Annotated in this window: 27 protein-coding genes and 1 riboswitch; of the genes, 15 read left to right on the forward strand and 12 right to left on the reverse strand. The window is 69.1% G+C overall.

The features are described 5' to 3' along the window. Nucleotides 1-21: 21 nt before the first annotated feature. The 3 genes from DMO17_RS15865 to DMO17_RS15875 form a co-directional block, all read right to left on the reverse strand. Nucleotides 22-708 carry an SPOR domain-containing protein gene (locus tag DMO17_RS15865; protein ID WP_110683449.1) on the reverse strand — a complete coding sequence of 229 codons (687 nt, stop codon included), beginning with the start codon at nt 706-708 and terminating at the stop codon, nt 22-24. Continuing rightward, nucleotides 709-2448 (reverse strand): arginine--tRNA ligase, encoded by a 1740-nt coding sequence (argS, locus tag DMO17_RS15870; protein ID WP_110683450.1) that lies wholly within the window; start codon nt 2446-2448, stop codon nt 709-711. A 178-nt stretch (nt 2449-2626) separates the two neighbouring features. After that, nucleotides 2627-4846 (reverse strand): primosomal protein N', encoded by a 2220-nt coding sequence (locus DMO17_RS15875; RefSeq protein ID WP_110683451.1) that lies wholly within the window; start codon nt 4844-4846, stop codon nt 2627-2629. A 163-nt stretch (nt 4847-5009) separates the two neighbouring features. Between DMO17_RS15875 and rpmE the strand changes: the two genes are divergently transcribed. From rpmE to DMO17_RS15895, 4 genes are all read left to right on the forward strand, one after another. Continuing rightward, nucleotides 5010-5222, forward strand: a complete 213-nt coding sequence (gene rpmE / locus DMO17_RS15880; RefSeq protein ID WP_110683452.1) for a 50S ribosomal protein L31 — start codon at nt 5010-5012, stop codon at nt 5220-5222. A 5-nt stretch (nt 5223-5227) separates the two neighbouring features. Next, nucleotides 5228-6031 carry a thermonuclease family protein gene (locus DMO17_RS15885; protein WP_181418799.1) on the forward strand — a complete coding sequence of 268 codons (804 nt, stop codon included), beginning with the start codon at nt 5228-5230 and terminating at the stop codon, nt 6029-6031. Beyond that, nucleotides 6028-7467: a M48 family metalloprotease gene (locus DMO17_RS15890; RefSeq protein WP_110683453.1), complete on the forward strand. Its 1440-nt coding sequence runs from the start codon at nt 6028-6030 to the stop codon at nt 7465-7467. Before DMO17_RS15885 ends, DMO17_RS15890 begins: the two co-directional genes overlap by 4 nt. Nucleotides 7468-7554: 87 nt before the next feature. Continuing rightward, nucleotides 7555-8823: a malic enzyme-like NAD(P)-binding protein gene (locus DMO17_RS15895; RefSeq protein WP_110683454.1), complete on the forward strand. Its 1269-nt coding sequence runs from the start codon at nt 7555-7557 to the stop codon at nt 8821-8823. A 125-nt stretch (nt 8824-8948) separates the two neighbouring features. On the opposite strand, the gene DMO17_RS15900 is transcribed toward DMO17_RS15895, so the two are convergent. The 5 genes from DMO17_RS15900 to DMO17_RS15920 form a co-directional block, all read right to left on the reverse strand. Continuing rightward, on the reverse strand, nt 8949-9635 hold the full coding sequence (locus tag DMO17_RS15900) for an OmpW/AlkL family protein (RefSeq protein ID WP_110683455.1): 687 nt from the start codon (nt 9633-9635) through the stop codon (nt 8949-8951). 121 nt (nt 9636-9756) lie between these two features. After that, the gene (locus DMO17_RS15905) at nt 9757-10266 is read right to left on the reverse strand and encodes a DUF3299 domain-containing protein (protein ID WP_110683456.1); all 510 of its coding nucleotides are present in this window, start codon (nt 10264-10266) and stop codon (nt 9757-9759) included. An 8-nt stretch (nt 10267-10274) separates the two neighbouring features. Continuing rightward, entirely contained in the window at nt 10275-11537 is a 1263-nt protein-coding gene (locus DMO17_RS15910; protein WP_110683457.1) for an ABC transporter permease, read from the reverse strand. Between the two features lies 1 nt (nt 11538). Beyond that, nucleotides 11539-12246, reverse strand: coding sequence for an ABC transporter ATP-binding protein (locus DMO17_RS15915; protein WP_110683458.1), 708 nt, complete (start codon nt 12244-12246; stop codon nt 11539-11541). Between the two features lie 80 nt (nt 12247-12326). Then, on the reverse strand, nt 12327-12923 hold the full coding sequence (locus DMO17_RS15920; protein WP_110683459.1) for a DUF2796 domain-containing protein: 597 nt from the start codon (nt 12921-12923) through the stop codon (nt 12327-12329). Nucleotides 12924-13035: 112 nt separating this feature from the next. Between DMO17_RS15920 and DMO17_RS15925 the strand changes: the two genes are divergently transcribed. Continuing rightward, on the forward strand, nt 13036-13368 hold the full coding sequence (locus tag DMO17_RS15925; protein ID WP_110683460.1) for a hypothetical protein: 333 nt from the start codon (nt 13036-13038) through the stop codon (nt 13366-13368). On the opposite strand, the gene DMO17_RS15930 is transcribed toward DMO17_RS15925, so the two are convergent. The 4 genes from DMO17_RS15930 to DMO17_RS15945 all read right to left on the reverse strand — a co-directional run bounded on the left by DMO17_RS15930 (nt 13365) and on the right by DMO17_RS15945 (nt 15877). Then, nucleotides 13365-13799, reverse strand: a complete 435-nt coding sequence (locus tag DMO17_RS15930; RefSeq protein ID WP_110683461.1) for an acyl-CoA thioesterase — start codon at nt 13797-13799, stop codon at nt 13365-13367. The genes DMO17_RS15925 and DMO17_RS15930 overlap by 4 nt on opposite strands. Next, complete coding sequence (gene trxA, locus DMO17_RS15935; protein WP_110683462.1) at nt 13799-14671, reverse strand: thioredoxin; 873 nt, start codon at nt 14669-14671, stop codon at nt 13799-13801. Before trxA ends, DMO17_RS15930 begins: the two co-directional genes overlap by 1 nt. A 97-nt stretch (nt 14672-14768) precedes the next feature. Beyond that, entirely contained in the window at nt 14769-15425 is a 657-nt protein-coding gene (locus tag DMO17_RS15940) for a class I SAM-dependent methyltransferase (protein WP_110683463.1), read from the reverse strand. Next, a complete protein-coding gene (locus DMO17_RS15945) occupies nt 15422-15877 on the reverse strand; it encodes a YbaY family lipoprotein (RefSeq protein ID WP_110683464.1) in 456 nt (151 codons plus the stop codon). Before DMO17_RS15945 ends, DMO17_RS15940 begins: the two co-directional genes overlap by 4 nt. A gap of 132 nt (nt 15878-16009) precedes the next feature. Here DMO17_RS15945 and nrdR point away from each other — a divergent pair, with 132 nt between their 5' ends. From nrdR to DMO17_RS15995, 10 genes are all read left to right on the forward strand, one after another. Next, nucleotides 16010-16474, forward strand: coding sequence for a transcriptional regulator NrdR (nrdR, locus tag DMO17_RS15950; RefSeq protein WP_021700999.1), 465 nt, complete (start codon nt 16010-16012; stop codon nt 16472-16474). Next, entirely contained in the window at nt 16471-17586 is a 1116-nt protein-coding gene (gene ribD, locus DMO17_RS15955; RefSeq protein ID WP_110683465.1) for a bifunctional diaminohydroxyphosphoribosylaminopyrimidine deaminase/5-amino-6-(5-phosphoribosylamino)uracil reductase RibD, read from the forward strand. Before nrdR ends, ribD begins: the two co-directional genes overlap by 4 nt. Before the next feature lie 85 nt (nt 17587-17671). After that, a riboswitch (FMN riboswitch) is annotated at nt 17672-17816 on the forward strand. 120 nt (nt 17817-17936) lie between these two features. Beyond that, complete coding sequence (locus DMO17_RS15960; RefSeq protein WP_021701001.1) at nt 17937-18599, forward strand: riboflavin synthase; 663 nt, start codon at nt 17937-17939, stop codon at nt 18597-18599. Between the two features lie 11 nt (nt 18600-18610). Beyond that, a complete protein-coding gene (gene ribBA, locus DMO17_RS15965) occupies nt 18611-19690 on the forward strand; it encodes a bifunctional 3,4-dihydroxy-2-butanone-4-phosphate synthase/GTP cyclohydrolase II (protein ID WP_110683466.1) in 1080 nt (359 codons plus the stop codon). Between the two features lie 107 nt (nt 19691-19797). Then, nucleotides 19798-20274 carry a 6,7-dimethyl-8-ribityllumazine synthase gene (ribH, locus tag DMO17_RS15970; protein WP_076426796.1) on the forward strand — a complete coding sequence of 159 codons (477 nt, stop codon included), beginning with the start codon at nt 19798-19800 and terminating at the stop codon, nt 20272-20274. A gap of 2 nt (nt 20275-20276) precedes the next feature. Beyond that, nucleotides 20277-20756: a transcription antitermination factor NusB gene (nusB, locus tag DMO17_RS15975; protein WP_258371565.1), complete on the forward strand. Its 480-nt coding sequence runs from the start codon at nt 20277-20279 to the stop codon at nt 20754-20756. A gap of 15 nt (nt 20757-20771) precedes the next feature. Beyond that, nucleotides 20772-21749: a thiamine-phosphate kinase gene (gene thiL, locus DMO17_RS15980; protein WP_110683468.1), complete on the forward strand. Its 978-nt coding sequence runs from the start codon at nt 20772-20774 to the stop codon at nt 21747-21749. Then, nucleotides 21742-22227 (forward strand): phosphatidylglycerophosphatase A family protein, encoded by a 486-nt coding sequence (locus tag DMO17_RS15985; RefSeq protein WP_258371561.1) that lies wholly within the window; start codon nt 21742-21744, stop codon nt 22225-22227. Before thiL ends, DMO17_RS15985 begins: the two co-directional genes overlap by 8 nt. 7 nt (nt 22228-22234) lie before the next feature. Next, on the forward strand, nt 22235-22996 hold the full coding sequence (locus tag DMO17_RS15990; RefSeq protein ID WP_375538023.1) for a substrate-binding periplasmic protein: 762 nt from the start codon (nt 22235-22237) through the stop codon (nt 22994-22996). Beyond that, nucleotides 22983-23633 carry a retropepsin-like aspartic protease family protein gene (locus tag DMO17_RS15995; RefSeq protein WP_110683470.1) on the forward strand — a complete coding sequence of 217 codons (651 nt, stop codon included), beginning with the start codon at nt 22983-22985 and terminating at the stop codon, nt 23631-23633. Before DMO17_RS15990 ends, DMO17_RS15995 begins: the two co-directional genes overlap by 14 nt. Nucleotides 23634-23744: the final 111 nt, after the last annotated feature.

The following is a 23744-nucleotide window of genomic DNA, read 5'->3' on the forward strand; positions in this document are numbered from 1 at the left end:
CGGGCGGTCACAAATCGCGGATCAGCGGGACTGGCGCTGCTGTAACAAGAGATTGCTGAAGCCGCTGGCGGCCAGCTGCTTCTGCGCCGTGGCCAGCTGCTCGCGGCTGGCGTAGGGGCCGACCAGCACGCGGAACCAGTTTTCCTCGCGCACCTTGCCCGACTCCACCTGCACGTTCTGGCCGAGCAGGAGGATCTGCGCGCGCACCTTGTCGGCATCCTCGCGCTTGCGGAACGAGCCGGCCTGGAGGAAGAACTGGGTGGTGACCGGCGCCTTGGCCACCACCGGTGGCGGCGGCGGGGTCTGGCCGTTGAGCGCGGCCTCGGCGCGGGCGGCGTCGATCTTGGCGGCCTCCTCGGGCGTCACCGGCTTCTGCTCCGGCGGCTTGGGCGCGTCGGCGGGCGGCAGGGCGTCCGGCGGCACTATGACCTCGGACTCCGGCAGCAGGGTGTAGAAATCGTACTTGGGCTTGACCGGCTCCGGCGCGGTCTGCGGCTTGCTCTGCTGTTCGGCGGTGCGCTTGGCCTCCTCGGGCTTGCTGCGCTTCACCTCGTCGCGGCCCGGCTCCAGGCTGAACAGGAACATGAAGAAGGCGCCGACGGCGGCGCCGCAGGCCAGCCATACCCAGCCCGGCACCGGCTTCTTCGCCGGCGCCTGGTAGCGACTGGCGCCGCGCTTGGGCGCGGGCTTCTTCTTCGCTGCCGCCACTTACATGCGCTCCAGGGTCTGCAGGCCGAGCAGCTCCAGGCCCTGCTTGAGGGTGCGGCCGGTCAGCGCGGCCAGGCGCAGGCGGCTCTGCTGGGTGGCTTCGTCCTCGGCGGCGAGGATCGGGCAGTTCTCGTAGAAGCTGGAGAACAGGCCGGCCAGGTCGTACAGGTAGGCGCACAGCAGGTGCGGCTCGCCCTTGCCGGCGACGTTGCCCAGGGTGTCGGCGAACTGCGCCAGCTTGCCGGCCAGGGCCTGCTCCTGCGGCGCCTCGATGCGGATCTGGCCGCCGATTTCGCTGACATCCTTGCCCAGCTTGCGCAGCACGCTGGCCACGCGGGTGTAGGCGTACAGCAGGTAGGGCGCGGTGTTGCCCTCGAAGCTGAGCATCAGCTCGAAGTTGAAGCGGTAGTCGCTGGTGCGGTGCTTGGACAGGTCGGCGTACTTCACCGAGGCGATGCCGACCACGCGGGCGATGTGGCGCAGCTCGTCTTCGGAGAGCTCCGGGTTCTTCTCCTTGACCAGGGCGTAGGCGCGCTGCTCGGCCTCGTCGAGCAGCTCGACCAGCTTCACCGTGCCGCCGTCGCGGGTCTTGAACGGCTTGCCGTCCGGGCCATTCATGGTGCCGAAGCCCATGTGCTCCAGCGCCATGTCGGCCGGCACGAAACCGGCCAGGCGCGCGCAGGCGAAGACCATCTGGAAGTGCAGGGCCTGGCGCTGGTCGACGAAGTACAGGGCACGCTCGGCCTTGAGCACATTGGCGCGGTAGCGGGTAGCGGCCAGGTCGGTGGTGGCGTACAGGTAGCCGCCGCCGGCCTTCTGCACGATCAGCGGCAGCGGGTTGCCCTCGGCGTTCCTGAACTCGTCCATGAACACGCACTGGGCGCCGTTGTCCTCGGTGAGCAGGCCCTTGGCGGCGAGGTCGGCGATGACCTGGGGCAGGTCGTCGTTGTAGGCGCTCTCGCCCTTGACGTCGGCCATCGACAGCTTGACGCCGAGGCGGTCGTAGATGGCCTGGCAGTGGCTCAGGGAGATGTCGTTGAAGCGGTTCCACAGGCGCAGGCACTCGGCGTCGCCGGCCTGCAGCTGGACCACCAGCTCGCGGGCGCGGTCGGCGAACTCGGCGGACTCGTCGAAGCGCTTCTTCGCCGCGCGGTAGAAGGACTCCAGGTCGGCCAGCTCGGCGTCGCTGCCGACCGGCTGCTCCTGCATGTAGGCCAGCAGCATGCCGAACTGGGTGCCCCAGTCGCCGACGTGGTTCTGGCGGATCACGGTGTCGCCGAGGAACTCCAGCACCCGCGCCACGCCGTCGCCGATGATGGTCGAGCGCAGGTGGCCGACGTGCATCTCCTTGGCCAGGTTGGGCGCCGACAGGTCGACCACCACGCGCTGCGCCGGGCCGTTCTTGCGCACGCCGAGGCTGGCGTCGGCCAGTGCCGCTTCCAGGCGCTGGGCCAGGGCGTCGCTGTTCTGGAAGAAGTTGAGGAAGCCGGGGCCGGCGATTTCCACCTTGGCGATGCCGGCGTCGGCCGGCAGGGCGGCAACCAGCTTCTCGGCTAGGTCGCGCGGCTTCATGCCGGCCGGCTTGGCCAGCATCATGGCGATGTTGCTGGCGAAGTCGCCGTTGCTCCGGTCCTTGGTGTTCTCCACCTGGATGGCCGGGCTCAGGTCCGCGGGCAGCACGCCCTCGGCGGTGAGGCGGGTCAGGGCTTGCTGGATCAGGTGGCGAATGTTGTCTTTCATGGTCTGCTCGGTCGGCCGCGGCTGGTCGAAAACTGTGCATTATCGGCGCCCGAGGGGCGCAGCTTCAAGCTTTGACGGCCGGCAGCCCGCAGGCGGTCTCGCCAGCTGGGGAAAATCGGGCGAGGGCGCGGGGCTCGCCCGCGGTCCGAGTCGCCGTTTTCGCCGTGCCGCAGGGCGCTCAGAACAGGTCGATGGGGTCGACATCCAGCGACCAGCGCACCGCGCGGCCGGCCGGCATGGCTTCGAGAATCGGCAGCCAGTGCGCCAGCAGCCTGTGCAGCGGCGCGCGGCTGGCGCACTGCAGCAGCAGCTGGGCGCGGAAACGCCCGGCGCGGCGCTCCATCGGCGCCGGTACCGGGCCGAGCAGCTCGATACCGCTCAGCTTGAGCTCCGCACACAGCTGCTCGGCATAGCTGCAGGCGTCGTCGAGGAAGGCCTCGGCCTGGCCCGGCTTGTGCGCCTCGCCGCGCAGCAGGGCGAGGTGGGCGAAAGGCGGCAGGCCGGCACCGCGGCGCTCGCTCAGGGCCTGCTCGGCGAAGGCCGGGAAGCCTTGCTCGGTGAGCTGGACCAGCAGCGGATGGTCGGCCAGGTGGCTCTGGATGATCACCTTGCCCGGCTCCTCGGCACGCCCGGCGCGCCCGGCGACCTGGACGATCAGCTGGGCCATGCGCTCGCTGGCGCGGAAGTCGGCGGAGAACAGGCCGCCGTCGGCGTCGAGGATGGCGACCAGGGTCACGCGCGGGAAGTGGTGGCCCTTGGCGAGCATCTGGGTGCCGACCAGGATGCACGGCTCGCCCTGGTTGATGGTGGCGAACAGCTTGTCCATGGCGCCCTTGCGCGCCGTGCTGTCGCGGTCGATGCGCAGCACCGGGAACTGCGGGAAGAGGATGCCCAGGCGCTCCTCGGCGCGCTCGGTGCCGGCGCCGACCGGGCGCAGGTCGACCTTCTGGCAGTCCGGGCAGTTGTGTGGCGTGCGCTCGACATGGCCGCAGTGGTGGCAGCGCAGCTCGTGGTGGCGCTGGTGCAGGGTCATGCGCGCGTCGCAGCGCGGGCACTGGCTGATCCAGCCGCAGTCGTGGCACAGCAGGGTGGGGGCGAAGCCGCGGCGGTTGAGGAACACCAGCACCTGCTGGCCGGCCTCCAGGGTCTGGCCGATGGCCTGCTGCAGCGGGCGCGAGATGCCGGCGTCGAGCGGCAGGCTCTTCACGTCCAGGCGCAGGAAGCGCGGTGGCTTGGCGTTGCCGGCGCGCTGGCCGAGCTTGAGCAGGGCGTAGCGGCCGGCGTGGGCGTTGTGCAGGCTCTCCAGCGAGGGGGTGGCCGAGCCCAGCACGATCGGCAGGTTCTCCTGGCGCGCGCGCACCAGGGCCAGGTCGCGGGCGTGGTAGCGCAGGCCTTCCTGCTGTTTATAGGAGGCGTCGTGTTCCTCGTCGACCACGATCAGCCCGGGGTTCTTCAGCGGGGTGAACAGTGCGGAACGGGTGCCGATGACGATGTCGGCCTCGCCGTCGCGCGCTGCCAGCCAGGCATCCAGGCGCTCGCGGTCGCCCACGCCGGAGTGCAGCAGGGCGATGCGCGCATTGAAGCGGCGGGCGAAGCGTTCCACCGTCTGCGGCCCCAGGTTGATCTCGGGGATCAGCACCAGGGCCTGCTTGCCGGCTTCCAGGCAGTGGCGGATCAGCTGCAGGTAGACCTCGGTCTTGCCGCTGCCGGTGACGCCGTACAGCAGGTAGGCGCCGAAACCGCCCATGCCGGCCTGCACGGCGTGGAAGGCGGCGCGCTGCTCGGGGTTGAGCGGCAGCTCCGGCTGCGCCAGCCAGCCGCCATGGCGCGTGAGCGGCGCGCTGCGGCGTACCTCGACGCGCACCAGGCCCTTGTCCAGCAGCAGGTCGAGGCTGTCCTTGTTCAGCTGCAGCTTGCTCAGCAAGGCGTGCGGCACGCCGTGCTGGTGCTGCGCCAGGGCGCGCAGGGCCTCGCGCTGGCGCGGCGCGCGGGCCAGGCGCGGATCGTCGGCGCTGGCGCCTTCCACGGCATGCCAGTAGCGCTCCTGGCGCGCCTCGGCCGGCTCGCCCTGGCGCAGCAGCACCGGCAGGGCCCAGCTGAGGGTGTCGCCGAGGCTGTGCTGGTAGTACTGCGCCGTCCACAGGCACAGCCTGAACAACGGCGCCGGCAATGGCGGCGTGCGGTCGAGCAGCTGCAGGGCCGGCTTGAGCTTGTCCGCCGGCACCTCGCTGTGCGGCACCACCTCCACCAGCACGCCTACCACCTCGCGCCGGCCGAACGGCACGCGCAGCCGTACCCCCGGCTGCAGCGCGGTGCGCGGCACCCCCTGCGGCGCCAGGTAGTCGAACAGGCGGCGCAGCGGCGAGGGCAGGGCGAGGCGCAGGATGGTGTCGGGCACGGCGGACTCCGGAATTCGAGGCGGCGATGCTAGCACGGCCGCACGTCGCCACGGCGTGCCGGCGGCTTGCGCGCGAATGGCGGTCTGGTATAGTGCGCGGCCTATTTCCGTGCGGTACTCGGCAGCGAGCCGGGTGGCGGCACACCCAACCGAGGAAAAAGCGATGAAAGCCGATATCCATCCGCAGTACGAAGAAGTCACCGCTACCTGCAGCTGTGGCAACGTCATCAAGACCCGCTCCACCCTGTGCAAGCCGCTGAGCCTGGACGTGTGCTCCGAGTGCCACCCGTTCTACACCGGCAAGCAGAAGGTCCTGGACACCGGCGGCCGTATCGATCGCTTCAAGCAGCGTTTCGGCGTGTTCGGCAGCAAGTAAGCCGAATGGTGGTGCAGACCACGTTGCTGAAAAAGGCGTCCCTGGTGGGCGCCTTTTTCGTTTCTGCATGCCTGGCCCTGCCGGCCCAGGCCTTCTGCCCGCTGCGCGCGGACCTGCCGCAACAGCGCGTGGCCAAGGTGGTGGATGGCGACACCCTGCGCCTGGCCGATGGCCGCAGCGTGCGCCTGATCGGCGTCAACGCGCCGGAGCGGGCGCGCGACGGACGTCCGGCCGAGCCTTTCGCCGAGGCGGCGCAGCGGCGCCTGCAGGCGCTGGTGGCGGCCAATGACGGCCGCGTCGGCCTGCGCCTGGGCGCCAAGCCGCGCGACCACTACGGGCGCACCCTGGCGCATGCCTACGACCGCGCCGGCCACAATCTGGAAGCGCAACTGCTGGCCGAGGGCCTCGGCTACCGGGTAGCCTTCGAGCCGGCGAATGGGCTGGAGGACTGCCAGCGCAGCGCCGAGCAGGCCGCGCGCCAGCAGCGCCTCGGTCTCTGGCAGGGGCGGCAGGTGCTCAGCGCCTTCGATCTGCGTGGCGGCGGTTTCGCCCTGGTGCGCGGGCGCGTGGACCAGGTGCAGCGCAATCGCGGCGGCCTGTGGATCGAGCTGGACGGGCCACTGGTGCTGCGCGTCGAGCCGAAGCTGCTGCGCCACTTCGATGTCGAGGCCCTGCAGGCCCTGGTCGGACGCCAGGTGGAGGCGCGCGGCTGGGTGATTGACCGCTCCCGGCGCGGCGGCGTACAACCGGGGCAGGCCCGCTGGATGCTGCCGCTGAGCCATGCGGCGATGCTCGAGGTGCTGCCATGAAACTGCGTCTGTTGCTGCTGTTGCCCCTGCTCCTGCAATTGCTCGGCTGTGCCGTCAACCCGGCCACCGGCAAGACCGACTTCGTGATGATGAGCGAGCAGCAGGAGATCGACCTGGGCCGCAGCTATGCCCAGGAGATCGCCAAGCAGTACCCGCGCTACGCCGACGAGAAGCTGCAGGCCTATGTGCAGCGGGTCGGCGAGCGGGTCGCCCGGCACGGCCACCGCAGCAACCTGGACTACCGCTTCACGGTGATCGACAGCCCGGACATCAACGCTTTCGCCATTCCCGGCGGGCACATCTATATCCACCGCGGGCTGATGGCCTACCTCGGCTCCGAGGCGGAGCTGGCCGCCGTGCTCGGTCATGAGGTCGGCCACGTCACCGCACGCCACAGCGTGCGCCAGCAGAGCCAGTCCACCGCCTGGAACATCCTCGGCCAGGCCGTGGCCATCGGCACCGGGGTGGGCGCCGCCGGCGACCTCGCCAGCACCCTGGGCAACGCCTTCGTGCGCGGCTACGGCCGCGACATGGAGCTGGAGGCCGACGGCTTCGGCGCGCAGTACCTGGCGCGCAGCGGCTACGACCCGCAGGCGATGATCGAGGTGGTCAAGGTGCTGAAGAACCAGGAGGACTTCACCCGTGACGAGGCCCTGGCCAAGGGCCAGGAAGTGGCGCCGGCCGGCTACCACGGCCTGTTCGACACCCACCCGGACAACGACACCCGCCTGCGCCAGGTGGTGGCCGCCGCCACCCCGCTGGCCACCGGCCAGGGCGAGGTGGGGCGCGAAACCTATCTGCGGATGATCGCGGGCATGCCCTTCGGCGACTCGGCCGAGGCCGGCGTGCGCCGTGGCCAGCGCTTCTACCATGTCGGCCTGGATTTCACCCTGGGCCTGCCGCAGGACTGGGAGCTGATCAACCGGCCCGACGCGCTGATCCTGCACAGCCCGGACCAGCAGGCCTTCATGGTCATGAGCATGCAGGGGCTCAAGGACGCGACCAGCGCCCAGGACTTCATCCGCCAGCGCACCGGCGGCCGCGGCCTGAGCGGCGAGCAGAGCTTCCGCCAGCACGGCCTGGAGGTGACCACCGGCGTGCTGCCCGGCAATGGCGCCAAGCGCGTGGCGGTGGTGATGCGCGGGCGCGACGCCTTCCAGTTCGTCGGTGCGGTCAAGGGCCGCGCCTCGCTGGAAAGCGCCGACGATCGCTTCATGGACATCGTGCGCAGCTTCCGCCCGCTGCAGGCGGACGAGCGCCGCCTGGGCGAGCCGCGGCGCCTGGCCCTGGTGCAGTTCCAGCGCGGGCAGAGCCTGGAGGAACTGAGTCGGCAGATGGAGGGCGAGGGTGACCGGCTCAAGCGCTTGCGTCTGCTAAATGGTCTGTATCCGACCGGTCAGCCACTTCCTGGCGATTGGCTCAAAGTGGTTCGCTGAGTCGCTGCGAGCCCCGGCCTTGTGGGGCCTGGCCTTCTTGCGTATGCTCGCTCGCCTGCCTTTCACAGCAAAGCGGAAATAGCCGAAATGTCCGATCTGAAAACTGCCGCTCTCGAGTATCACGCTCAGCCCCGCCCGGGAAAGCTCAGCGTCGAACTGACCAAGCCCACCGCCACCGCCCGTGACCTGTCCCTGGCCTACAGCCCGGGCGTGGCCGAGCCGGTACGCGAGATTGCCCGTGACGCCGAGCTGGCGTACCGCTACACCGGCAAGGGCAACCTGGTGGCAGTGATTTCCGACGGCACCGCGATCCTCGGCTTGGGCAACCTCGGCCCGCTGGCCTCCAAGCCGGTGATGGAAGGCAAGGGTGTGCTGTTCAAGCGCTTCGCCGGCATCGACGTGTTCGACATCGAGGTCGACTCCGAGAGCCCGCAGGCCTTCATCGACACCGTCAAGCGCATCTCCATCACCTTCGGCGGCATCAACCTGGAAGACATCAAGGCGCCCGAGTGCTTCGAGATCGAGCGCGCGCTGATCGAGCAGTGCGACATCCCGGTGTTCCACGATGACCAGCACGGCACTGCCATCGTCACCGCCGCCGGCATGCTCAACGCCCTGGAAATCGCCGGCAAGACCCTGGCCGAAGCCAAGATCGTCTGCCTCGGCGCCGGCGCCGCCGCCATCTCCTGCATGAAGCTGCTGGTGAGCATGGGGGCCCAGGTCGAGAACATCTTCATGCTCGATCGCAAGGGCGTCATCCACGCCGGCCGCGACGACCTCAACCAGTACAAGGCGGTGTTCGCCCACGCCACCGACAAGCGCAGCCTGTCCGACGCCCTCGACGGCGCCGACGTGTTCGTCGGCCTGTCCGGTGCCAACCTGCTGAGCCAGGAAGACCTCAAGCGCATGGCGCCGAACCCGATCGTCTTCGCCTGCTCCAACCCGGACCCGGAGATCAAGCCGGAGCTGGCCCGCGAGGCGCGCCCGGACGTGATCATGGCCACCGGCCGCTCGGACTACCCGAACCAGGTCAACAACGTGCTCGGCTTCCCCTTCATCTTCCGCGGTGCCCTGGACGTGCGCGCCACCCGCATCAACGAGGAAATGAAGATCGCCGCCGCCAACGCCCTGCGCGAGCTGGCCAAGCTGCCGGTGCCCAAGGAAGTCTGCGAGGCCTATGGCGGTATCGAGCTGAGCTTCGGCCGCGAGTACATCATTCCCAAGCCGATGGACGCGCGCCTGATCACCGTGGTCGCCGATGCCGTGGCCAAGGCCGCGATCGAGAGCGGCGTGGCGACCCTGCCCTATCCCAAGCACTACCCGCTGAAGTCGGTGGACGACGTGTTCAACGGCTGATCGCCAGCGCCATGAAAAAGCCCCGCCAGTGCGGGGCTTTTTTGTGCCCGCGCGGTCGTACCTCGGGCAGCAAAAAGGCCCGCACCGCGTGGCGCGGTGCGGGCCCTCGAGAGTTGCCGAGCGGCTTAGAACTTGTAGCCCAGGCCGACCATGTAGACGAAGGGATCGACGTCCACGTCCACCTCGACTTCGCGGCCGCCGAAGCTAGTGCTGCCCTGGGTGTCGATGTCGATGTAGCGTACCTGGGCGTTGAGCATGACGTTGTCGGTCAGCATGTAGTCCATGCCCACCTGGGCGGCCAGGCCCCAGGAGTCGTCCAGATCCAGGCCGCTGAAGCCCTTGTCCTCGGCCTCGCCGGTCAGCTCGGTGTCGAAGAACCAGGTGTAGTTGATGCCGGCGCCGACATAGGGCTGGAAGGCCGAGCCGGCGTCCAGCGGGTAGTACACCACGCTCAGGGTCGGCGGCAGGTGCTTGAGCTCGCCGAGCTTGCCGTTGAGGCCGGCAAACGGACCGGGCATGCCCTTGACGCCGACGTTGTGGCTGAACGGAGTGGCAGCCAGCAGCTCGATACCGACGTGGTCGGTGACCATGTAGGCGAAGTTCAGGCCCAGCTGGGTGTCGCTGTCCAGGGTGGCCTTGGTGCCGGCCACATCGGTGCCGAGGGCGCCGACCCAGATGTCGCTGCTGTCTTCGTGCGGGTCGACGGTGGCGGCGCCGGCACGCACGATGATGTCACCGGCCTTGTGGGCCTGGGCCAGCGGGGTGGCCAGGGCGAGGGCGATCAGGGATGTGGCGAGCAGGGTCTTCTTCATCTTGGGGGCTCCGGGGGAGTCAGCAATGTGTGTTGGCTGACGTTCATCCTAAGGAGCCCCGCGGGCGATCACTTGACCTGGCTCAATGGCCGCGCACCCCGGGGTGCGGCGGCCTGTCGCACTACATCTCGTAGGGATAGATCTTTTCCGCGGCCATGCGGTAGCCGGCCTCGGCCAGTTCACTGCTGACCTGCTCGGTGCGCAGCGGCCCCTCGATCCAGAAAGGCTGGTACAGCGCGTCCATCAGCACGCCCAGTTCGCTGGTGACATGCACGATCTGGTTGGACGGTGGCGGCGGCACGTGTATGCAGGCGCCGAAGTAGGGCACGAAGAGGAACTCGGTTACCCGGCCTTCCTCGGTCACGTCCAGCGGCACTATGTAGCCGGGCAGCCTGATCTGCTGGCCGTCCAGCGCCTTGACCACCGGCGCGGCCGGCGATTGCTGCCTGGCCGCCGGGCCGCTCTCGGCGGCCAGGGCGTCGGCCAGCTGGGTGAGGTCGTGCATCGGCATCTGCTGCGCCGGCTGCGGCGGTGCGTCTGGCGGGACCAGTTCGCTCCAGGTCAGCTCGCGCGGCTCCGCGGCCCAGAGCGAGGTGGTACAGAACAGCAGGGCGAACAGCAGATGACGCATGGGCAACCTCACAGGCGAATGGACAGGCCGTCGGCCAGCGACTGCCGATAGGCGCGCCAGGCCGGCACGCCCCCCATCAGCAGGGCGGCGCCCAGAATAGCGCCGAGCAGGCTCCACTCATAGGCGCTGGGCAATGCCAGCGGCAGATACAGGCCGTACTGCGCCTGCACCCAGCCCTGGCTGGCGGCGATGCCGCCATACAGCAGGGCCAGGCCCAGCGCCGCGCCGGCCAGGGCCAGCACCAGCGCCTCCAGCACCAGCAGCCCGGCGATATGCCAGGGGCGCGCGCCGACCGAGCGCAGGATGGCCATCTCGCGGCGGCGTTCGTTGAGACTGGTGAGAATGGCCGTGAGCATGCCGATCAGGCCGGTCAGCACGACGAACAGCGAAACCACGAACAGCGCCTTCTCCGCCGTGCCCATCAGGCTCCACAGCTCCTGCAGGGCCACGCCAGGAAGGATCGCCAGCAGCGGCTCGCCGCGGTACTCGTTGACCTGGCGCTGCACGGTGAAAGTGGCGACCTTGCTCTTCAAGCCGAGCAACACGGCGGTGATGGCTTTCGGTTGCAGGTGCATCTCGCGCGCCTGCTCGGCGCTGACCCTGGCCGCGCCGCGTGCCGGCATGCCGTTCTGCCAGTCGACGTGCAGCGCCTCCATGCCGGCCAGCGAGATGTGCAGGGTGCGGTCGACCGGCGTGCCGGTGCGAGCGAGGATGCCGACCACACGGAACGGCTTGTCGTCATGCTGGGTCAGGCTGACGGTGGCCACGCCGTGGGCCAGGACGATCTGGTCTCCCAACTTGTACTTCAGTGCCTCGGCCACTTCGGCGCCGAGCACCACCTCGAACAGGTCGGCGAAGGGCTTGCCCTGGGCCAGCTGCAGAGGCTGGCCGCGGCCGTAGCGGTAATGCTCGAAGTAGCCGGTGTCGGTGCCCAGCACCCGGTAGCCGCGGTGCGAGTCGCCCAGCGACAGCGGGATGGCCCACTTCACCTGCGGGTGTCTGGCCAGGGTCTCGAAGCTGTCCCAGCGAATGTTGTTGGTGGCGTTGCCGATGCGGAACACCGAGTACAGCAGCATGTTAACGCTGCCCGAGCGCGCGCCGACGATCAGGTCGGTGCCGCTGATGGTGCTGGCGAAGCTGGCGCGCGCCTCGGTACGCACCCGCTCGACGGCCAGCAGCAGGCACACCGAGAGGGCGATGGCGAACACCGTGAGCAGGGCGGTGAAGCGGCGGTTGGCCAGGCTGGCCAGGGCGATGCGTAATAAATGCATGTCAGACCTCCGCCGGTTTGCTGGCGCGGTTCAGCTCGGCCAGCGAGACACTGCGGTCGAACAGCGGCGCCAGGCTCTGGTCGTGGCTGACGAACAGCAGGCTGGCGCCCGCTGCGCGGCACTCGGTGAACAGCAGCTGGAGGAAGGCCTCGCGGGCGTCGTGATCCAGCGCCGAGGTCGGTTCGTCGGCGATCACCAGTTCCGGCTGGCCGATCAGCGCGCGCGCGGCGGCGACCCGCTGCTGCTGGCCGATCGACAAGGAATCGGCGCGGCGCTCCAGCAGCTCGGCCTTCAGATCCAGGTGCTGCAGCAGCTGAGCAGCGGCGTTGTCGACGCTGCCGTGGCGCTCGCTGGCGCGGCGGGCGCGGCTCTTGGAGAAGCGACAGGGCAGTTCGACGTTCTCGCGTACCGAGAGGAACGGCAGCAGGTTGAACTGCTGGAAGATGTAGCCGGTGTGGTCGACGCGAAAACGGTCGCGGGCGCCGGAGGACATCTGCGCCAGCTCCTGACCGAGCAGCTTGAGACAGCCGCGGCCAGGCTTCTGCACGCCGCCGAGCAGGCCGAGTAGGGTGGTCTTGCCACTGCCGCTGGGGCCCTTGAGGAACAGGCTTTCGCCACGGCGCAGGGTAAAGCTGGGGATATCCAGCAGCTCGGCCTGGCCGGGCCAGGCGAAGCCGAGGTCGGTGAGTTCGATCAGTGCGTCGGACATGGGCGATCCGCGAGTCGGAGAAGGCGACAGCTTAAAGGCAAGGAGAGCGGCGGCGCACCCGCAGGATGCGCCGGCGTGTTTCAGAAGCTCAGGCGCGAATTGCTCGGGGTCAGCTCGGCGCCCTGCTGGCCGCTCGGGCCGATCAGCTGTACGTCCAGTTTCTCGGTGGCCGGGAAGGTGCCGAAGAAGCTGCCCAGCTCCAGGGTCTGCAATGCCCCGGCATTGGCGCAGACGAAGCGGTAGCTGGCCTCGATATCACTATGGCCGGGCTCGTCGCCGTGGTCATGATGCTCGTGCTCGTGCTCGTGCTCGTGCTCGTGCTCGTGCTCGGCGAACAGCGGGCTTTTCACCTCGTTTTCCTCCACTGCGCACTGGGCCTCGGCCGGCAGGGCGAACAGCGCCTGCGGCTGCTCCAGATGCTGGCGTGCGGCGGTGACCTTGGCCTTGTCGGCGTCGCTCTTGGCCTCGTGCTCGAAACCGACCAGGTTCATGGCCGGGCTCTGCAGCTGGATCTCCAGGGTCTGGCCATCCAGCGCCACATTGAGGCTGGCCACGCCATGCTCATGCTTGCCCAGGCTGCCGTGCTCCTCATGGGCATGATCGTGCTCGTGGCTGGCGGCCTGGGCGATGGTCAGCGGCAGCAGGGCGAGAGGCAGGGCGAGCAGGATGCGGCGCATGGGGCGAACTCCGGTGATGGATTGTTAGGTTATGTTGTAACATTTATCCGTGGCGATTGGCCAGTCTCGGCGCGCATGGCAGCATGGCGGCCTGCTGTTCGGGAGAGTGAAGATGCTGCGAATCAAGGGGCGGGTCGGCGACTGGCCGGTGGACCTGACGCTGGAGATGGATGCCGAGGACTGGGCTCGGCTGGCGGCGCATTTGCCGCTGGAAGCGCCACCCGGCGCGGTGCGCAGTGTTAGTCCGGCCGACGACCTGTGGCACCAGGCGCAGGAACTGCTGCAGCGCGCCGGCAGCCTGGAGGGGCCGCAACTGCTCGGCGAACTGGCCGCCCTGGCCGGTGGCGAGGCGGCCGGCAAGCGCCTGCTGGTGCGCCTGCGTCATTGCCCGCAGGTGCAGGTGGAAAGCGGCGAGGCGGCGCCGCTGTATCGCTGGATCGGCTAGCCGGCCTGATTGATCGTCACACCCGGTGCGCCGCGCTCCAGCTGGGCGCGGATGGCCTCGGGAATGGCGACCTTGGTGAAGGCTCGGGCATCGACCATCACATAGGTGACCTCGCTGCGGGCGATGGCGGCCTGGTCGGCCTGGCGGCGGATGTCCACTTCCAGGGTGAACGAGCTGTTGCCCAGGCGCAGGCTGCGCACCTCCAGCTGCAGCACGTCGTCGAAGCGCGCCGGCGCGCTCCAGTCGGTGACCATGCGCACCACCTGGCTGTCCAGGCCCTGCTCCAGCAGAGCCTGGTAGCTGCCGAACACGGCGCGGTAGAACTCGGTGGCCGCCACGTCCACGTAGTCGCCGTAGCGGGCGTTGAACACCACCTGCTGGGCGTCGCACTCGCCGTAGCGCACCCGCAGCAGTAGGCGGAAGGGCGCCATCAGTAGATGGCCTGGTACAGCTTGCGGCGGTACAGGGTGACCAGCGGGTGGTCGTTGCCGAGCAGGTCGAACACCTGCAGCAGGGTCTTGTGCGGCAGACCCTCCTGGAAGCTGCGGTTGCGCACGAACAGCTTGAGCAGGCCGTCCAGCGCCGCCTCGTACTGCTGGCGCGCCAGCTGCTGCACCGCCAGCTGGTAGCTGGCCTCGTCGTCGTCCGGGTTCTGCGCCAGACGGCTCTTCAGCTCGGCGCCATCCGGCAGGCTGGCGGCCTGGCGCAGGAAGGTCAGCTGGGCCTTGGCGCCGGCCAGGGCCTGCTTGTGCTCGTCGCCCTTGACCGCGTTCAGCACCGCCTCGGCTTCGCCCAGCTCGCCGCGTTCGGCCAGGCAGCGGGCGTAGAGGATCAGCGCCGCACCGTTCTCGTTGTTCTCGGTCAGCACCTGCTTGAGCAGGGCCTCGGCCTCGCCGAAGCGCTCCTCGGCGAACAGCGCCTGGGCCGTCTCCAGCGGATCGGCGGCCAGCGGCGCCGGTTCGGCCACATGCGGCTTGAGCATTTCGCGGATGGCCGACTCCGGCTGGGCGCCGGCGAAACCGTCGACCGGCTGTCCGTCCTTGAACAGCACCACGGTCGGCAGGCTGCGGATGCCGAAGCGCATGACGATGTCCTGCTCGGCGTCGCAGTCGACCTTGGCCAGCAGCAGTTCGCCGCGGAACTCCTCGGCGATCTTCGCCAGCAGCGGCATCAGCGCCTTGCACGGCGCGCACCACTCGGCCCAGAAGTCGACCAGCACCGGCTTGTGGAAGGAGTTCTGGATCACCAGCTGCTCGAAATTGGCGGCACCGGAGACGTCGAAGATGTAGGGGGTATCGCTCATGGCTGTTCTCGGAGAGGCGAAAGGCTGGAACTATAAATGCGGGCGGTAGGGCTCGGATACAAGCAGTCCCCTCTCCCACAAGTGGGCGAGGGGAGTGTTAGCCGCGCTTGGCGTGGTACAGGCTGACATTACGGAATTCCGCCGGCTCGGCCAGGTCCGGCCAGGTGCAGGCCTCCAGCAGGCCGAGGCGGGTGTAGCGCGGGTGCTGGAAGTCCTTGACCCGCGAGTCGGCCACCAGGGCCTCCCGGCCGCGGGTGAGGAAGGCATCCAGCAGGGGCAGGTTGGCGCGGTCGTAGAGCACGTCGGCGACGATGATCAGGTCGAAGCGGTCTTCCTCGGCGAAGAAGTCCAGCGAGTAGCTCAGCTCGACGCCGTTCAGCGCGGCGTTGGCGCGGCAGGAGGCTATGGCCAGCGGGTCGAGGTCGCAGGCCACCACTTCCGCCGCCCCGGCCTTGGCCGCGGCGATGGCCGCCACACCGGAGCCGGCGCCGAAGTCCAGCACACGTTTGCCGCGTACCCACTCGGGGCGCTCCGCCAGCCAGCGCGCCAGGGCCAGGCCGCTGGCCCAGCAGAAGCTCCAGTAGGGCGGCTCCTCGAGGATGCGCCGGGTTTCTTCCGGGCTGAAGCTGCGGTCCATGTTGCTCGGGTCGACCAGCCACAGGTGGATGTCGGTGCCGGGCAGGGTCTCGGCGCTCAGGCGGGCGTCGCCGAGCAGCTGTTGCAGGGCTTTCTGCAGTTCGGCGGGGGCGTTCATGGTGCGTTCACCAGCGGCAGGGCGCCGAAATCGCGGCTGTCGGCCTGCAGCACCCGCTGCGGCGGCAGGCGCAGGATCAGGCGGCCGGACTGGCTGATGCGCGCGCGCAGCTCGATCCGCGCGCCACCGGGAAACTGTTGCGGATCGAAGTGCAGGCGAAAGGGTAGGGCGTTGCCGGTGCCTGCCAGCGCCTGGCTGGCCAGCAGGCGCTGCGGGCGATCGCGCTCGTCCACTACCAGCAGGGCCAGCTCCACGTCGCTGCCTGCCGGCGGGGTCAGCAGGCTGCCACGCAGCTCGCGCAGATGGGCGGGCAGCGGCTGCGCGACGGGCGCGGCCGGGGTGATCGCCACTTCGGGCTTGGCTGGTGTGGGCGCTGTCACGGGCTTGGGCGCTTCGCCGGCGCAGGCGGCCAGCAGCAGGGACAGGCAGGCGAGAAGGGGGCGGCGGGGCATGGCGGCATCCGATGCGGCAGATGATTCTGGAATAGCGCAAAAAACGCGCGCCTGTATACCGCAAAGCCTGCGGCTTGTCTTGCCGGGACCATGCGCTACCATGGGCCACCGTTTCGTAGGGCCTCTTCCTCCATGCACTGTCCGTTCTGCTCCGCCAACGACACCAAGGTCATCGACTCCCGCCTGGTCGCCGAGGGCGAACAGGTGCGCCGCCGCCGCGAATGCGTGGCCTGTGGCGAGCGTTTCACCACCTTCGAGACCGCCGAACTGGTGATGCCGCGCCTGATCAAGTCCGACGGCAGCCGCCAGCCGTTCGACGAGGACAAGCTGCGCGCCGGTATGCAGCGCGCGCTGGAGAAACGCCCGGTGAGCGTCGAGCGTCTGGAGGAGGCCATCGCCCACATCAAGCACCGCCTGCGCGCCACCGGCGAGCGCGAGATCAAGTCGCGGGTGCTCGGCGAGCTGGTGATGACCGAGCTGCAGAAGCTCGACGAGGTCGCCTATATCCGCTTCGCCTCGGTGTACCGGCGCTTCCAGGACCTCAACGAGTTCCGCGAGGAGATCGAGCGCCTGGCCCGCGAGCCGTCGAAAGAATGAGCGCCACCGACCAGCAGTTCATGGCCCGCGCGCTGGAGCTGGCGCGCAAGGGGCTGTACTCCACCCATCCCAATCCACGGGTCGGCTGCGTCATCGTGCAGGACGGCAGGATCGTCGGCGAAGGCTGGCACGCCAAGGCCGGCGAGCCGCATGCCGAGGTGCATGCCCTGCGCCAGGCCGGCGACAAGGCGCGCGGCGCGACCGCCTACGTGACCCTGGAGCCCTGCAGCCATCACGGCCGTACCCCGCCGTGCGCCGATGCGCTGGTTGCGGCCGGCGTGGCGCGGGTGGTGGCGGCCATGCAGGACCCCAATCCCGAGGTGTCCGGCAAGGGCCTGCTGCGCCTGATGCACGCCGGCATCGCCGTGCACAGCGGCGTGCTGGAGGCCGAGGCCAGGGCGCTGAACGCCGGCTTCATCAAACGCATGGAGCAGGGCCTGCCCTACGTGCGGGTCAAGCTGGCGATGAGCCTGGACGGCCGCACGGCGATGGCCAACGGCGAGAGCCAGTGGATCACCGGGCCCGAGGCGCGTGCCGCCGTGCAGCGCCTGCGCGCCCGCGCCAGCGTGATCATCACCGGCGCCGATACCGTGCTCACCGACCAGGCGCGCCTGACCGTGCGTGCCGAGGAACTGGGCCTGAACGCCGAGCTGACCGCCCTGGCCCTCGATCGTCCGCCGCTGCGTGTGCTGGTCGACGGGCGCCTGCGCGTGCCGCTGGCAGCGCCCTTCTTCCAGGCCGGCCCGGCGCTGGTCGCCACCTGCGCCGCGGCGGCCGCGCGCGATCGCTTCCTCGAAGACGGTCACGAGCTGCTGGCGGTGCCCGGCAGCAATGGCCATGTCGATCTGCGCAAGCTGCTGCTGGAGCTGGCCGCGCGTGGCGCCAACGAGGTGCTGGTGGAGGCCGGTCCCAAGCTGGCCGGCGCCTTCGCCCGGGCCCATCTGGTCGACGAGTACCAGCTGTTCGTCGCGCCCAAGTTCCTCGGTTCCAGCGCCCGCCCGCTGCTGGACTGGCCGCTGGCGCGCATGGCCGAGGCGCAGGAGCTGGAGATCCGCGAGATGCGTGCCATCGGCGACGACTGGCGGATCACCGCCGTGCCTAGGGCGCACTGAGCCGTTCGATGGGTTTGATCGAAGCGCCGCCATGCAGCGGTGCGGCAAATATGGTAAAAAGCCAGCCGCGGCCGTTCGCCGGTCGCAACGTTCTCAGGGCGGGGTGAAATTCCCCACCGGCGGTAATGGCGCGTAGCGCCTAGCCCGCGAGCGCCTTTCCAGCGAAAGGGACAGCAGACCCGGTGCGATTCCGGGGCCGACGGTATAGTCCGGATAAAGAGAGAGCGGGATTCCCTTCCGGGGCGCCGTCCGTCTGCGCCCGCGAAAATCCCTATCGATCGGCATTGCCCTGTTTTTGACCAAAACAGGAGTTCGTCCATGCTGCATTGCACCAGTTTCCGGGAGGACGCATGTTCACCGGCATAATCGAATCCATCGGCACCATCCGTGCGATCACGCCCAAGGGTGGCGACGTGCGCGTCTACGTCGAGACCGGCAAGCTGGACCTCGGCGACGTCAAGCTGGGCGACAGCATCGCGGTCAACGGCGTGTGCCTGACCGCGGTCGAGCTGCCGGGCGACGGTTTCTGGGCCGACGTCAGCCGCGAGACCCTGACCCGCACCGCCTTCGTCGACTTGAAGGCCGGCAGCCGCGTCAACCTGGAGAAGGCCCTGACCCCGACCACCCGCCTCGGCGGCCACCTGGTCAGCGGCCATGTCGACGGCGTCGGCGAGATCATCAAGCGCGAGGATAACGCCCGCGCCATCCAGTTCAGCGTGCGCGCCCCGCGCGAGCTGGCCAAGTACATTGCGCTGAAGGGCTCGATCACCGTCGACGGCACCAGCCTGACGGTCAACGCCGTCAACGGCGCCGAGTTCGAACTGACCATCGTGCCGCACACCCTGGTCGAGACCATCATGGCTGACTACCGGCCGGGGCGTCGGGTCAACCTCGAAGTGGACCTGCTGGCGCGCTACCTGGAGCGCCTGCTGCTGGGCGACAAGGCCGCCGAGCCCAGTGCTTCCGGCATCAGCGAAGCTTTCCTGGCCGAACACGGCTACCTGAACAAGTGAGACGCGCCGCCATGGCCCTGAATACCGCAGAAGAACTGATCGAAGACATCCGCGCCGGCAAGATGGTCATCCTCATGGATGACGAGGATCGCGAGAACGAGGGCGACATCATCATCGCCTCCGAATGCGTCACCGCCGAGCACATCAACTTCATGGCCCGCTTCGCCCGCGGCCTGATCTGCATGCCGATGACCCGCGAGCGCTGCGAGCTGCTCAAGCTGCCGCTGATGGCGCCGCGCAACGGCTCCGGCTTCGGCACCAAGTTCACCGTGTCGATCGAGGCCGCCGAGGGAGTCACCACCGGCATCTCCGCCGCCGACCGCGCGCGTACCGTGCAGGCCGCGGTGGCGCGCAACGCGGTGGCCGACGACATCGTCAGCCCTGGCCACATCTTCCCGCTGATGGCCCAGCCCGGCGGCGTGCTGGCCCGCGCCGGCCACACCGAGGCGGCCTGCGACCTGGCGCGCATGGCTGGCTACGAGCCGAGCGGGGTGATCTGCGAGATCATGAACGACGACGGCACCATGGCCCGCCGCCCGGAGCTGGAGAAGTTCGCCGAGGAGCACGGGTTGAAGATCGGCACCATCGCCGACCTGATCCACTACCGGCTGATCCACGAGCGCACCGTCGAGCGCGTCAGCGAGCAGCCGCTGGACACCGAGCTGGGCCAGTTCACCTTGGTCACCTACCGCGACGGCGTGGAGAACACCGCGCACATGGCCCTGACCCTGGGTAAGGTGTGCGCCGAGGAGCCGACCCTGGTGCGGGTGCACAACATGGAGCCGCTGCGCGACCTGTTCCTGGTCAAGCAGCCGGGACGCTGGAGCCTGCGCGCGGCGATGGCCGAGGTGGCCAGGGCCGGCAGCGGCGTGGTGTTGCTGCTCGGCAACCCGCTCACCGGCCCGGAACTGCTGGCCCACTTGGGCAAGCAGCCGGCGCCGAGCCCGGCCACCTACAGCACCGTCGGCGCCGGTTCGCAGATCCTGCGTGATCTGGGCGTGCGCAAGATGCGCCTGATGAGCTCGCCGATGAAGTTCAACGCCATATCCGGCTTCGACCTGGAAGTTGTAGAATACCTGCCCGCTGAATGACGACCCCGGCCGAGCGCAGCCTGCGCCCGGCCTGGCTTTTCGTTCTACATTGATACCCACGGGGTGCCCCAGGCGCCCCGGCTCTTTATACAGACTGAGACTCGCCCATGACCCTGAAGACCATCGAAGGTACCTTCATCGCCCCGCAAGGCAAATACGCCCTGGTGGTTGGCCGCTTCAACAGCTTCGTCGTCGAGAGCCTGGTCAGCGGCGCCGTCGACGCCCTGGTCCGCCACGGCGTGAAGGAAAGCGACATCACCATCATCCGCGCCCCGGGTGCCTTCGAGATTCCGCTGGTCACCCAGAAAGTCGCCCAGCGCGGCGAGTTCGCCGCCATCATCGCCCTCGGCGCGGTGATCCGTGGCGGTACCCCGCACTTCGAGTACGTTGCCGGCGAGTGCACCAAGGGCCTGGCCCAGGTATCCATGGAATACGGCGTGCCGGTCGCCTTCGGCGTGCTGACCGTCGACTCCATCGAGCAGGCCATCGAGCGCTCCGGCACCAAGGCCGGCAACAAGGGCGCCGAAGCTGCCCTGTCCGCCCTGGAAATGGTCAGCCTGCTGGCGGCCCTGGAGGCCAAGTGAGCCTGAATCACGACGACAGCCAGGACGCTCCGCAGCCCAAGGCCAAGGGCAAGATCGCGCAGCGCCGCGTGGCCCGCAGCCTGGCCATGCAGGCGCTATACCAGTGGCACATGGCCGGTCAGTCGCTGAACGAGATCGAAGCGCAGTTCCGCGTCGATAACGACTTCAGCGGCGTCGACGGCGCCTACTTCCACGAGATCCTCACCGGCGTGGCCCGGCAGAAGCCGGAGCTGGATGCCGCCTTCGCGCCCTTCCTGAGCATTCCGCTGGAAGAGCTGGACCCGGTCGAGCTGGCCATCCTGCGCCTGTCCGCCTGGGAGCTGAAGAGCCGCGTCGACGTGCCCTACAAGGTGGTGATCAACGAAGGCATCGAGCTGGCCAAGGTGTTTGGCGCAACCGACGGGCACAAGTTCGTCAATGGCGTGCTGGACAAGTTGGCCCCGGTGCTGCGTGCGGCCGAGGTCAAGGCCGGCAAGCGCTGAGCCGGCATTCCCCGCGTGGGTGAGTTCGAGCTGATCCGCCGCTACTTCGCCGCCGCGCCCTGTGCGCAGGCGGCCGCAGGCATCGTCCTCGGCATCGGCGATGACTGCGCCCTGCTGCAGCCGGCCCCCGGCATGCAGCTGGCGCTGTCCACCGATACCCTGGTGGCCGGCGTGCATTTCCCCCAGTCCTGCGACTCCTTCCTGCTCGGCCAACGGGCCCTGGCAGTCAGCGTCAGCGACCTGGCCGCCATGGGCGCCGTGCCGCTCGGCTTCACCCTGGCGCTGACCCTGCCCGATGCCGAACCTGCCTGGCTGGAAGGCTTCGCCCGCGGCCTGTCGCAGATGGCGCAGAGCTGCGCCATCGCCCTGGTCGGCGGCGACACCACCCGCGGCCCGCTGAGCCTGACCCTCACCGTGTTCGGCCAGGTGCCGGCGGGCCAGGCGCTGACCCGCGGTGGCGCGCGGCCGGGTGACCTGCTCTGCGTCGGCGGCAGCCTGGGCGATGGCGCCGGGGCGCTGCCGCTGGTACTGGGCGAGCAGCGGGCCGAGGGTGAGGCTGCCGACTATCTGCTGCAGCGCTACTGGGCGCCGCAGCCGCAGCTGGCCCTGGGCCAGTGGCTGCGCGGCCGGGCCACGGCAGCGCTGGATATCTCCGACGGCCTGCTGGCCGACTGTGGCCATATCGCCACGGCGTCCGGCGCCTGCCTGCAGGTCGAGCTGCCGCGCCTGCCGTTGTCGCCGGCCCTGCAAGCTCTGGTGGGCGAGCGGGCGCGGGATTGTGCGCTGGCCGGTGGCGACGACTACCGGCTGGCCTTTACCCTGGCGGCCGAACACCTGCCGGCGCTGCAGGCGCAATGGCCCGAGGCCGTGGTGATCGGCCGGGTCGTGGCGGGGCAGGGCGTGCAGCTGCTGGACGGCCAGGGCCACCTGCTCGAACCGCCGCGGGCGGGCTATCAACATTTCGCACAAGATTTAGGACTGCATGGTGACTGAAGTCGTCAAAGTCGCGCCGCAGGTCTGGCGCAATCCCTGGCATTTCCTCGCCTTCGGCTTCGGCTCCGGGCTGATGCCCAAGGCCCCGGGCACCTGGGGCTCGCTGGTGGCGCTGCCCTTCATTCCGCTGTGGCAGCTGCTGCCGGACTGGGGCTACTGGCTGATGCTCGGCGTCACCATGCTGTTCGGCTTCTGGCTGTGCGGCCGGGTGGCCGAGGACATGGGCGTGCACGACCACGAGGGCATCGTCTGGGACGAGATGGTCGGCATGTGGATCACCCTGTGGCTGGTACCCGAGGGCTGGTACTGGTTGCTGCTAGGCTTTCTGGTATTCAGGGTATTCGACATCCTCAAGCCCTGGCCGATCCGCTGGATCGACCGGCATGTGCACGGCGGCGTCGGCATCATGCTGGACGATGTACTGGCCGGGGTGTTCGCCTGGCTGGCGATGCAGTTGCTGGTCTGGGGCCTGACCTGAGGCGGAGGTGAGCATGCGCGCCTGGCTGTTGGGGTTGCTGTTGAGTCTGGGGTTGCAGGGTGCCCAGGCCGCCGAGGACGTGCCCCATGAGGTGCTGCTGGTCAGCGAGCGCTGGGCCGGGCATACCAACCCGGACGGCACTGGCCTGGCCTGGGAAATACTGCGTCAGGTGTTCGAGCCGGCCGGCGTGCGGCTGCGCTGGCGCAACGAGCCCTACATGCGCGCCATCGGCCTGGTCCAGCGCGGCGAGGCCGATGCCTTCCTCGGTTCCTATCGCCACGAGGTCAGCGAGCGGGTGCACTATCCCCGCTGGCCCTACGATGCCGATGTCATCGTCGCCCTCGGCCTGGCCAGCCAGCCAACCCCCAGCCTGCAGACGCTCGCGCGCCATCGCCTGGTGTGGATGCGCGGCTATGGCTACCAGCAGTATCTGCCGCAGCCGTTGAACTTCCAGGAGATCGAGCGGCGCAGCGGCATCCTCGCCATGCTGGAGCGCGGGCATGCCGATTTCTACATCGACGCCAATACCGAGGCGGCCGATGTGCTGGCCACCGCGCCGAACCCGGAACGCTTTCGCAGCACCAGCCTGACCCGCTTGCCGCTCTACCCCGGCTTTACCGATACTGCCCACGGTCGTGCCCTGGCTGCACTCTACGACCGGCGCATGGCCAGTCTGGTGCAGGACGGCAGCCTGCGGCCGATCTTCCGCCGTTGGCAGCAGCCGTACCCCTTCGACGAGGACATGGAGATTCCCGATGCGTCGCCTTGAGCTGTTCGCCGCCAGCGCGTTGCTGGCCCTCAGCCCGCTGCTGCAGGCCGAGACCCAGGTGCAGGTGGTCGGTCTGTTCCCCAATGCCGCCGTGCTGCTGGTCGATGGCCAGCGCAAGCTGGTCAAGGCCGGGCAGACCGGGCCGGGCGGGGTCAGGGTGCTCAGTGCCGACAGCAAGGGCGCGCTGCTCGAGGTGGATGGCGTGCAGCGCAGCTACGGCCTGTCGCGCGAATACAACCAGGCCGGCAGTGCCGCGCCGCAGAAGACCCAGGTGAGCATCAGCAGGGGCGTCGGCAACCACTACTGGATCGCCGGCTCCATCGATGGCCATCCGGTGCAGTTCATGGTCGACACCGGCGCCACCTCGGTGGCGATGAACGAGGGCCAGGCCCGCCGCCTGGGCATCGACTACCGGGTCGACGGGCTGCCCATGGTGGTCGGCACCGCCGGCGGCAACGTGCGGGCCTGGCGCATCAAGCTGAACAACGTCAAGGTCGGTGGCCTGGAGGTGCTCGGCGTCGAGGCCGCGGTGCTGGAGGGCGACTCGCCCACCGAGGTGCTGTTGGGCATGAGCTATCTCAGCCGGGTGCGCTGGCGCGAGGAGAATGGCGTGCTGCAGCTGGAGTCCAAGTTCTAGCCGACCCATCGGCCAGGCCGATGCTTATCCCCGACAATTCAGGCTGAGCCGGCTGCCGCCGTGGCTGGTACAATGCCGGCCTTTTCTGCCGAACGTCCAACAGGAGCACCC

The organism is Aquipseudomonas alcaligenes, from assembly GCF_003205495.1.
In the GTDB taxonomy this organism is placed as follows: Bacteria; Pseudomonadota; Gammaproteobacteria; order Pseudomonadales; family Pseudomonadaceae; genus Aquipseudomonas; species Aquipseudomonas alcaligenes_B.

Coding starts and splice junctions, on each gene's coding strand:
- argS (WP_110683450.1), bottom strand. CDS start 2,448: ATGAAAGACAACATTCGCCACCTGATCCAGCAAGCCCTGACCCGCCTC.
- rpmE (WP_110683452.1), top strand. CDS start 5,010: ATGAAAGCCGATATCCATCCGCAGTACGAAGAAGTCACCGCTACCTGC.
- DMO17_RS15885 (WP_181418799.1), top strand. CDS start 5,228: ATGGTGGTGCAGACCACGTTGCTGAAAAAGGCGTCCCTGGTGGGCGCC.
- DMO17_RS15890 (WP_110683453.1), top strand. CDS start 6,028: ATGAAACTGCGTCTGTTGCTGCTGTTGCCCCTGCTCCTGCAATTGCTC.
- DMO17_RS15895 (WP_110683454.1), top strand. CDS start 7,555: ATGTCCGATCTGAAAACTGCCGCTCTCGAGTATCACGCTCAGCCCCGC.
- DMO17_RS15900 (WP_110683455.1), bottom strand. CDS start 9,635: ATGAAGAAGACCCTGCTCGCCACATCCCTGATCGCCCTCGCCCTGGCC.
- DMO17_RS15905 (WP_110683456.1), bottom strand. CDS start 10,266: ATGCGTCATCTGCTGTTCGCCCTGCTGTTCTGTACCACCTCGCTCTGG.
- DMO17_RS15910 (WP_110683457.1), bottom strand. CDS start 11,537: ATGCATTTATTACGCATCGCCCTGGCCAGCCTGGCCAACCGCCGCTTC.
- DMO17_RS15915 (WP_110683458.1), bottom strand. CDS start 12,246: ATGTCCGACGCACTGATCGAACTCACCGACCTCGGCTTCGCCTGGCCC.
- DMO17_RS15920 (WP_110683459.1), bottom strand. CDS start 12,923: ATGCGCCGCATCCTGCTCGCCCTGCCTCTCGCCCTGCTGCCGCTGACC.
- DMO17_RS15925 (WP_110683460.1), top strand. CDS start 13,036: ATGCTGCGAATCAAGGGGCGGGTCGGCGACTGGCCGGTGGACCTGACG.
- DMO17_RS15930 (WP_110683461.1), bottom strand. CDS start 13,799: ATGGCGCCCTTCCGCCTACTGCTGCGGGTGCGCTACGGCGAGTGCGAC.
- trxA (WP_110683462.1), bottom strand. CDS start 14,671: ATGAGCGATACCCCCTACATCTTCGACGTCTCCGGTGCCGCCAATTTC.
- DMO17_RS15940 (WP_110683463.1), bottom strand. CDS start 15,425: ATGAACGCCCCCGCCGAACTGCAGAAAGCCCTGCAACAGCTGCTCGGC.
- DMO17_RS15945 (WP_110683464.1), bottom strand. CDS start 15,877: ATGCCCCGCCGCCCCCTTCTCGCCTGCCTGTCCCTGCTGCTGGCCGCC.
- nrdR (WP_021700999.1), top strand. CDS start 16,010: ATGCACTGTCCGTTCTGCTCCGCCAACGACACCAAGGTCATCGACTCC.
- ribD (WP_110683465.1), top strand. CDS start 16,471: ATGAGCGCCACCGACCAGCAGTTCATGGCCCGCGCGCTGGAGCTGGCG.
- DMO17_RS15960 (WP_021701001.1), top strand. CDS start 17,937: ATGTTCACCGGCATAATCGAATCCATCGGCACCATCCGTGCGATCACG.
- ribBA (WP_110683466.1), top strand. CDS start 18,611: ATGGCCCTGAATACCGCAGAAGAACTGATCGAAGACATCCGCGCCGGC.
- ribH (WP_076426796.1), top strand. CDS start 19,798: ATGACCCTGAAGACCATCGAAGGTACCTTCATCGCCCCGCAAGGCAAA.
- DMO17_RS15995 (WP_110683470.1), top strand. CDS start 22,983: ATGCGTCGCCTTGAGCTGTTCGCCGCCAGCGCGTTGCTGGCCCTCAGC.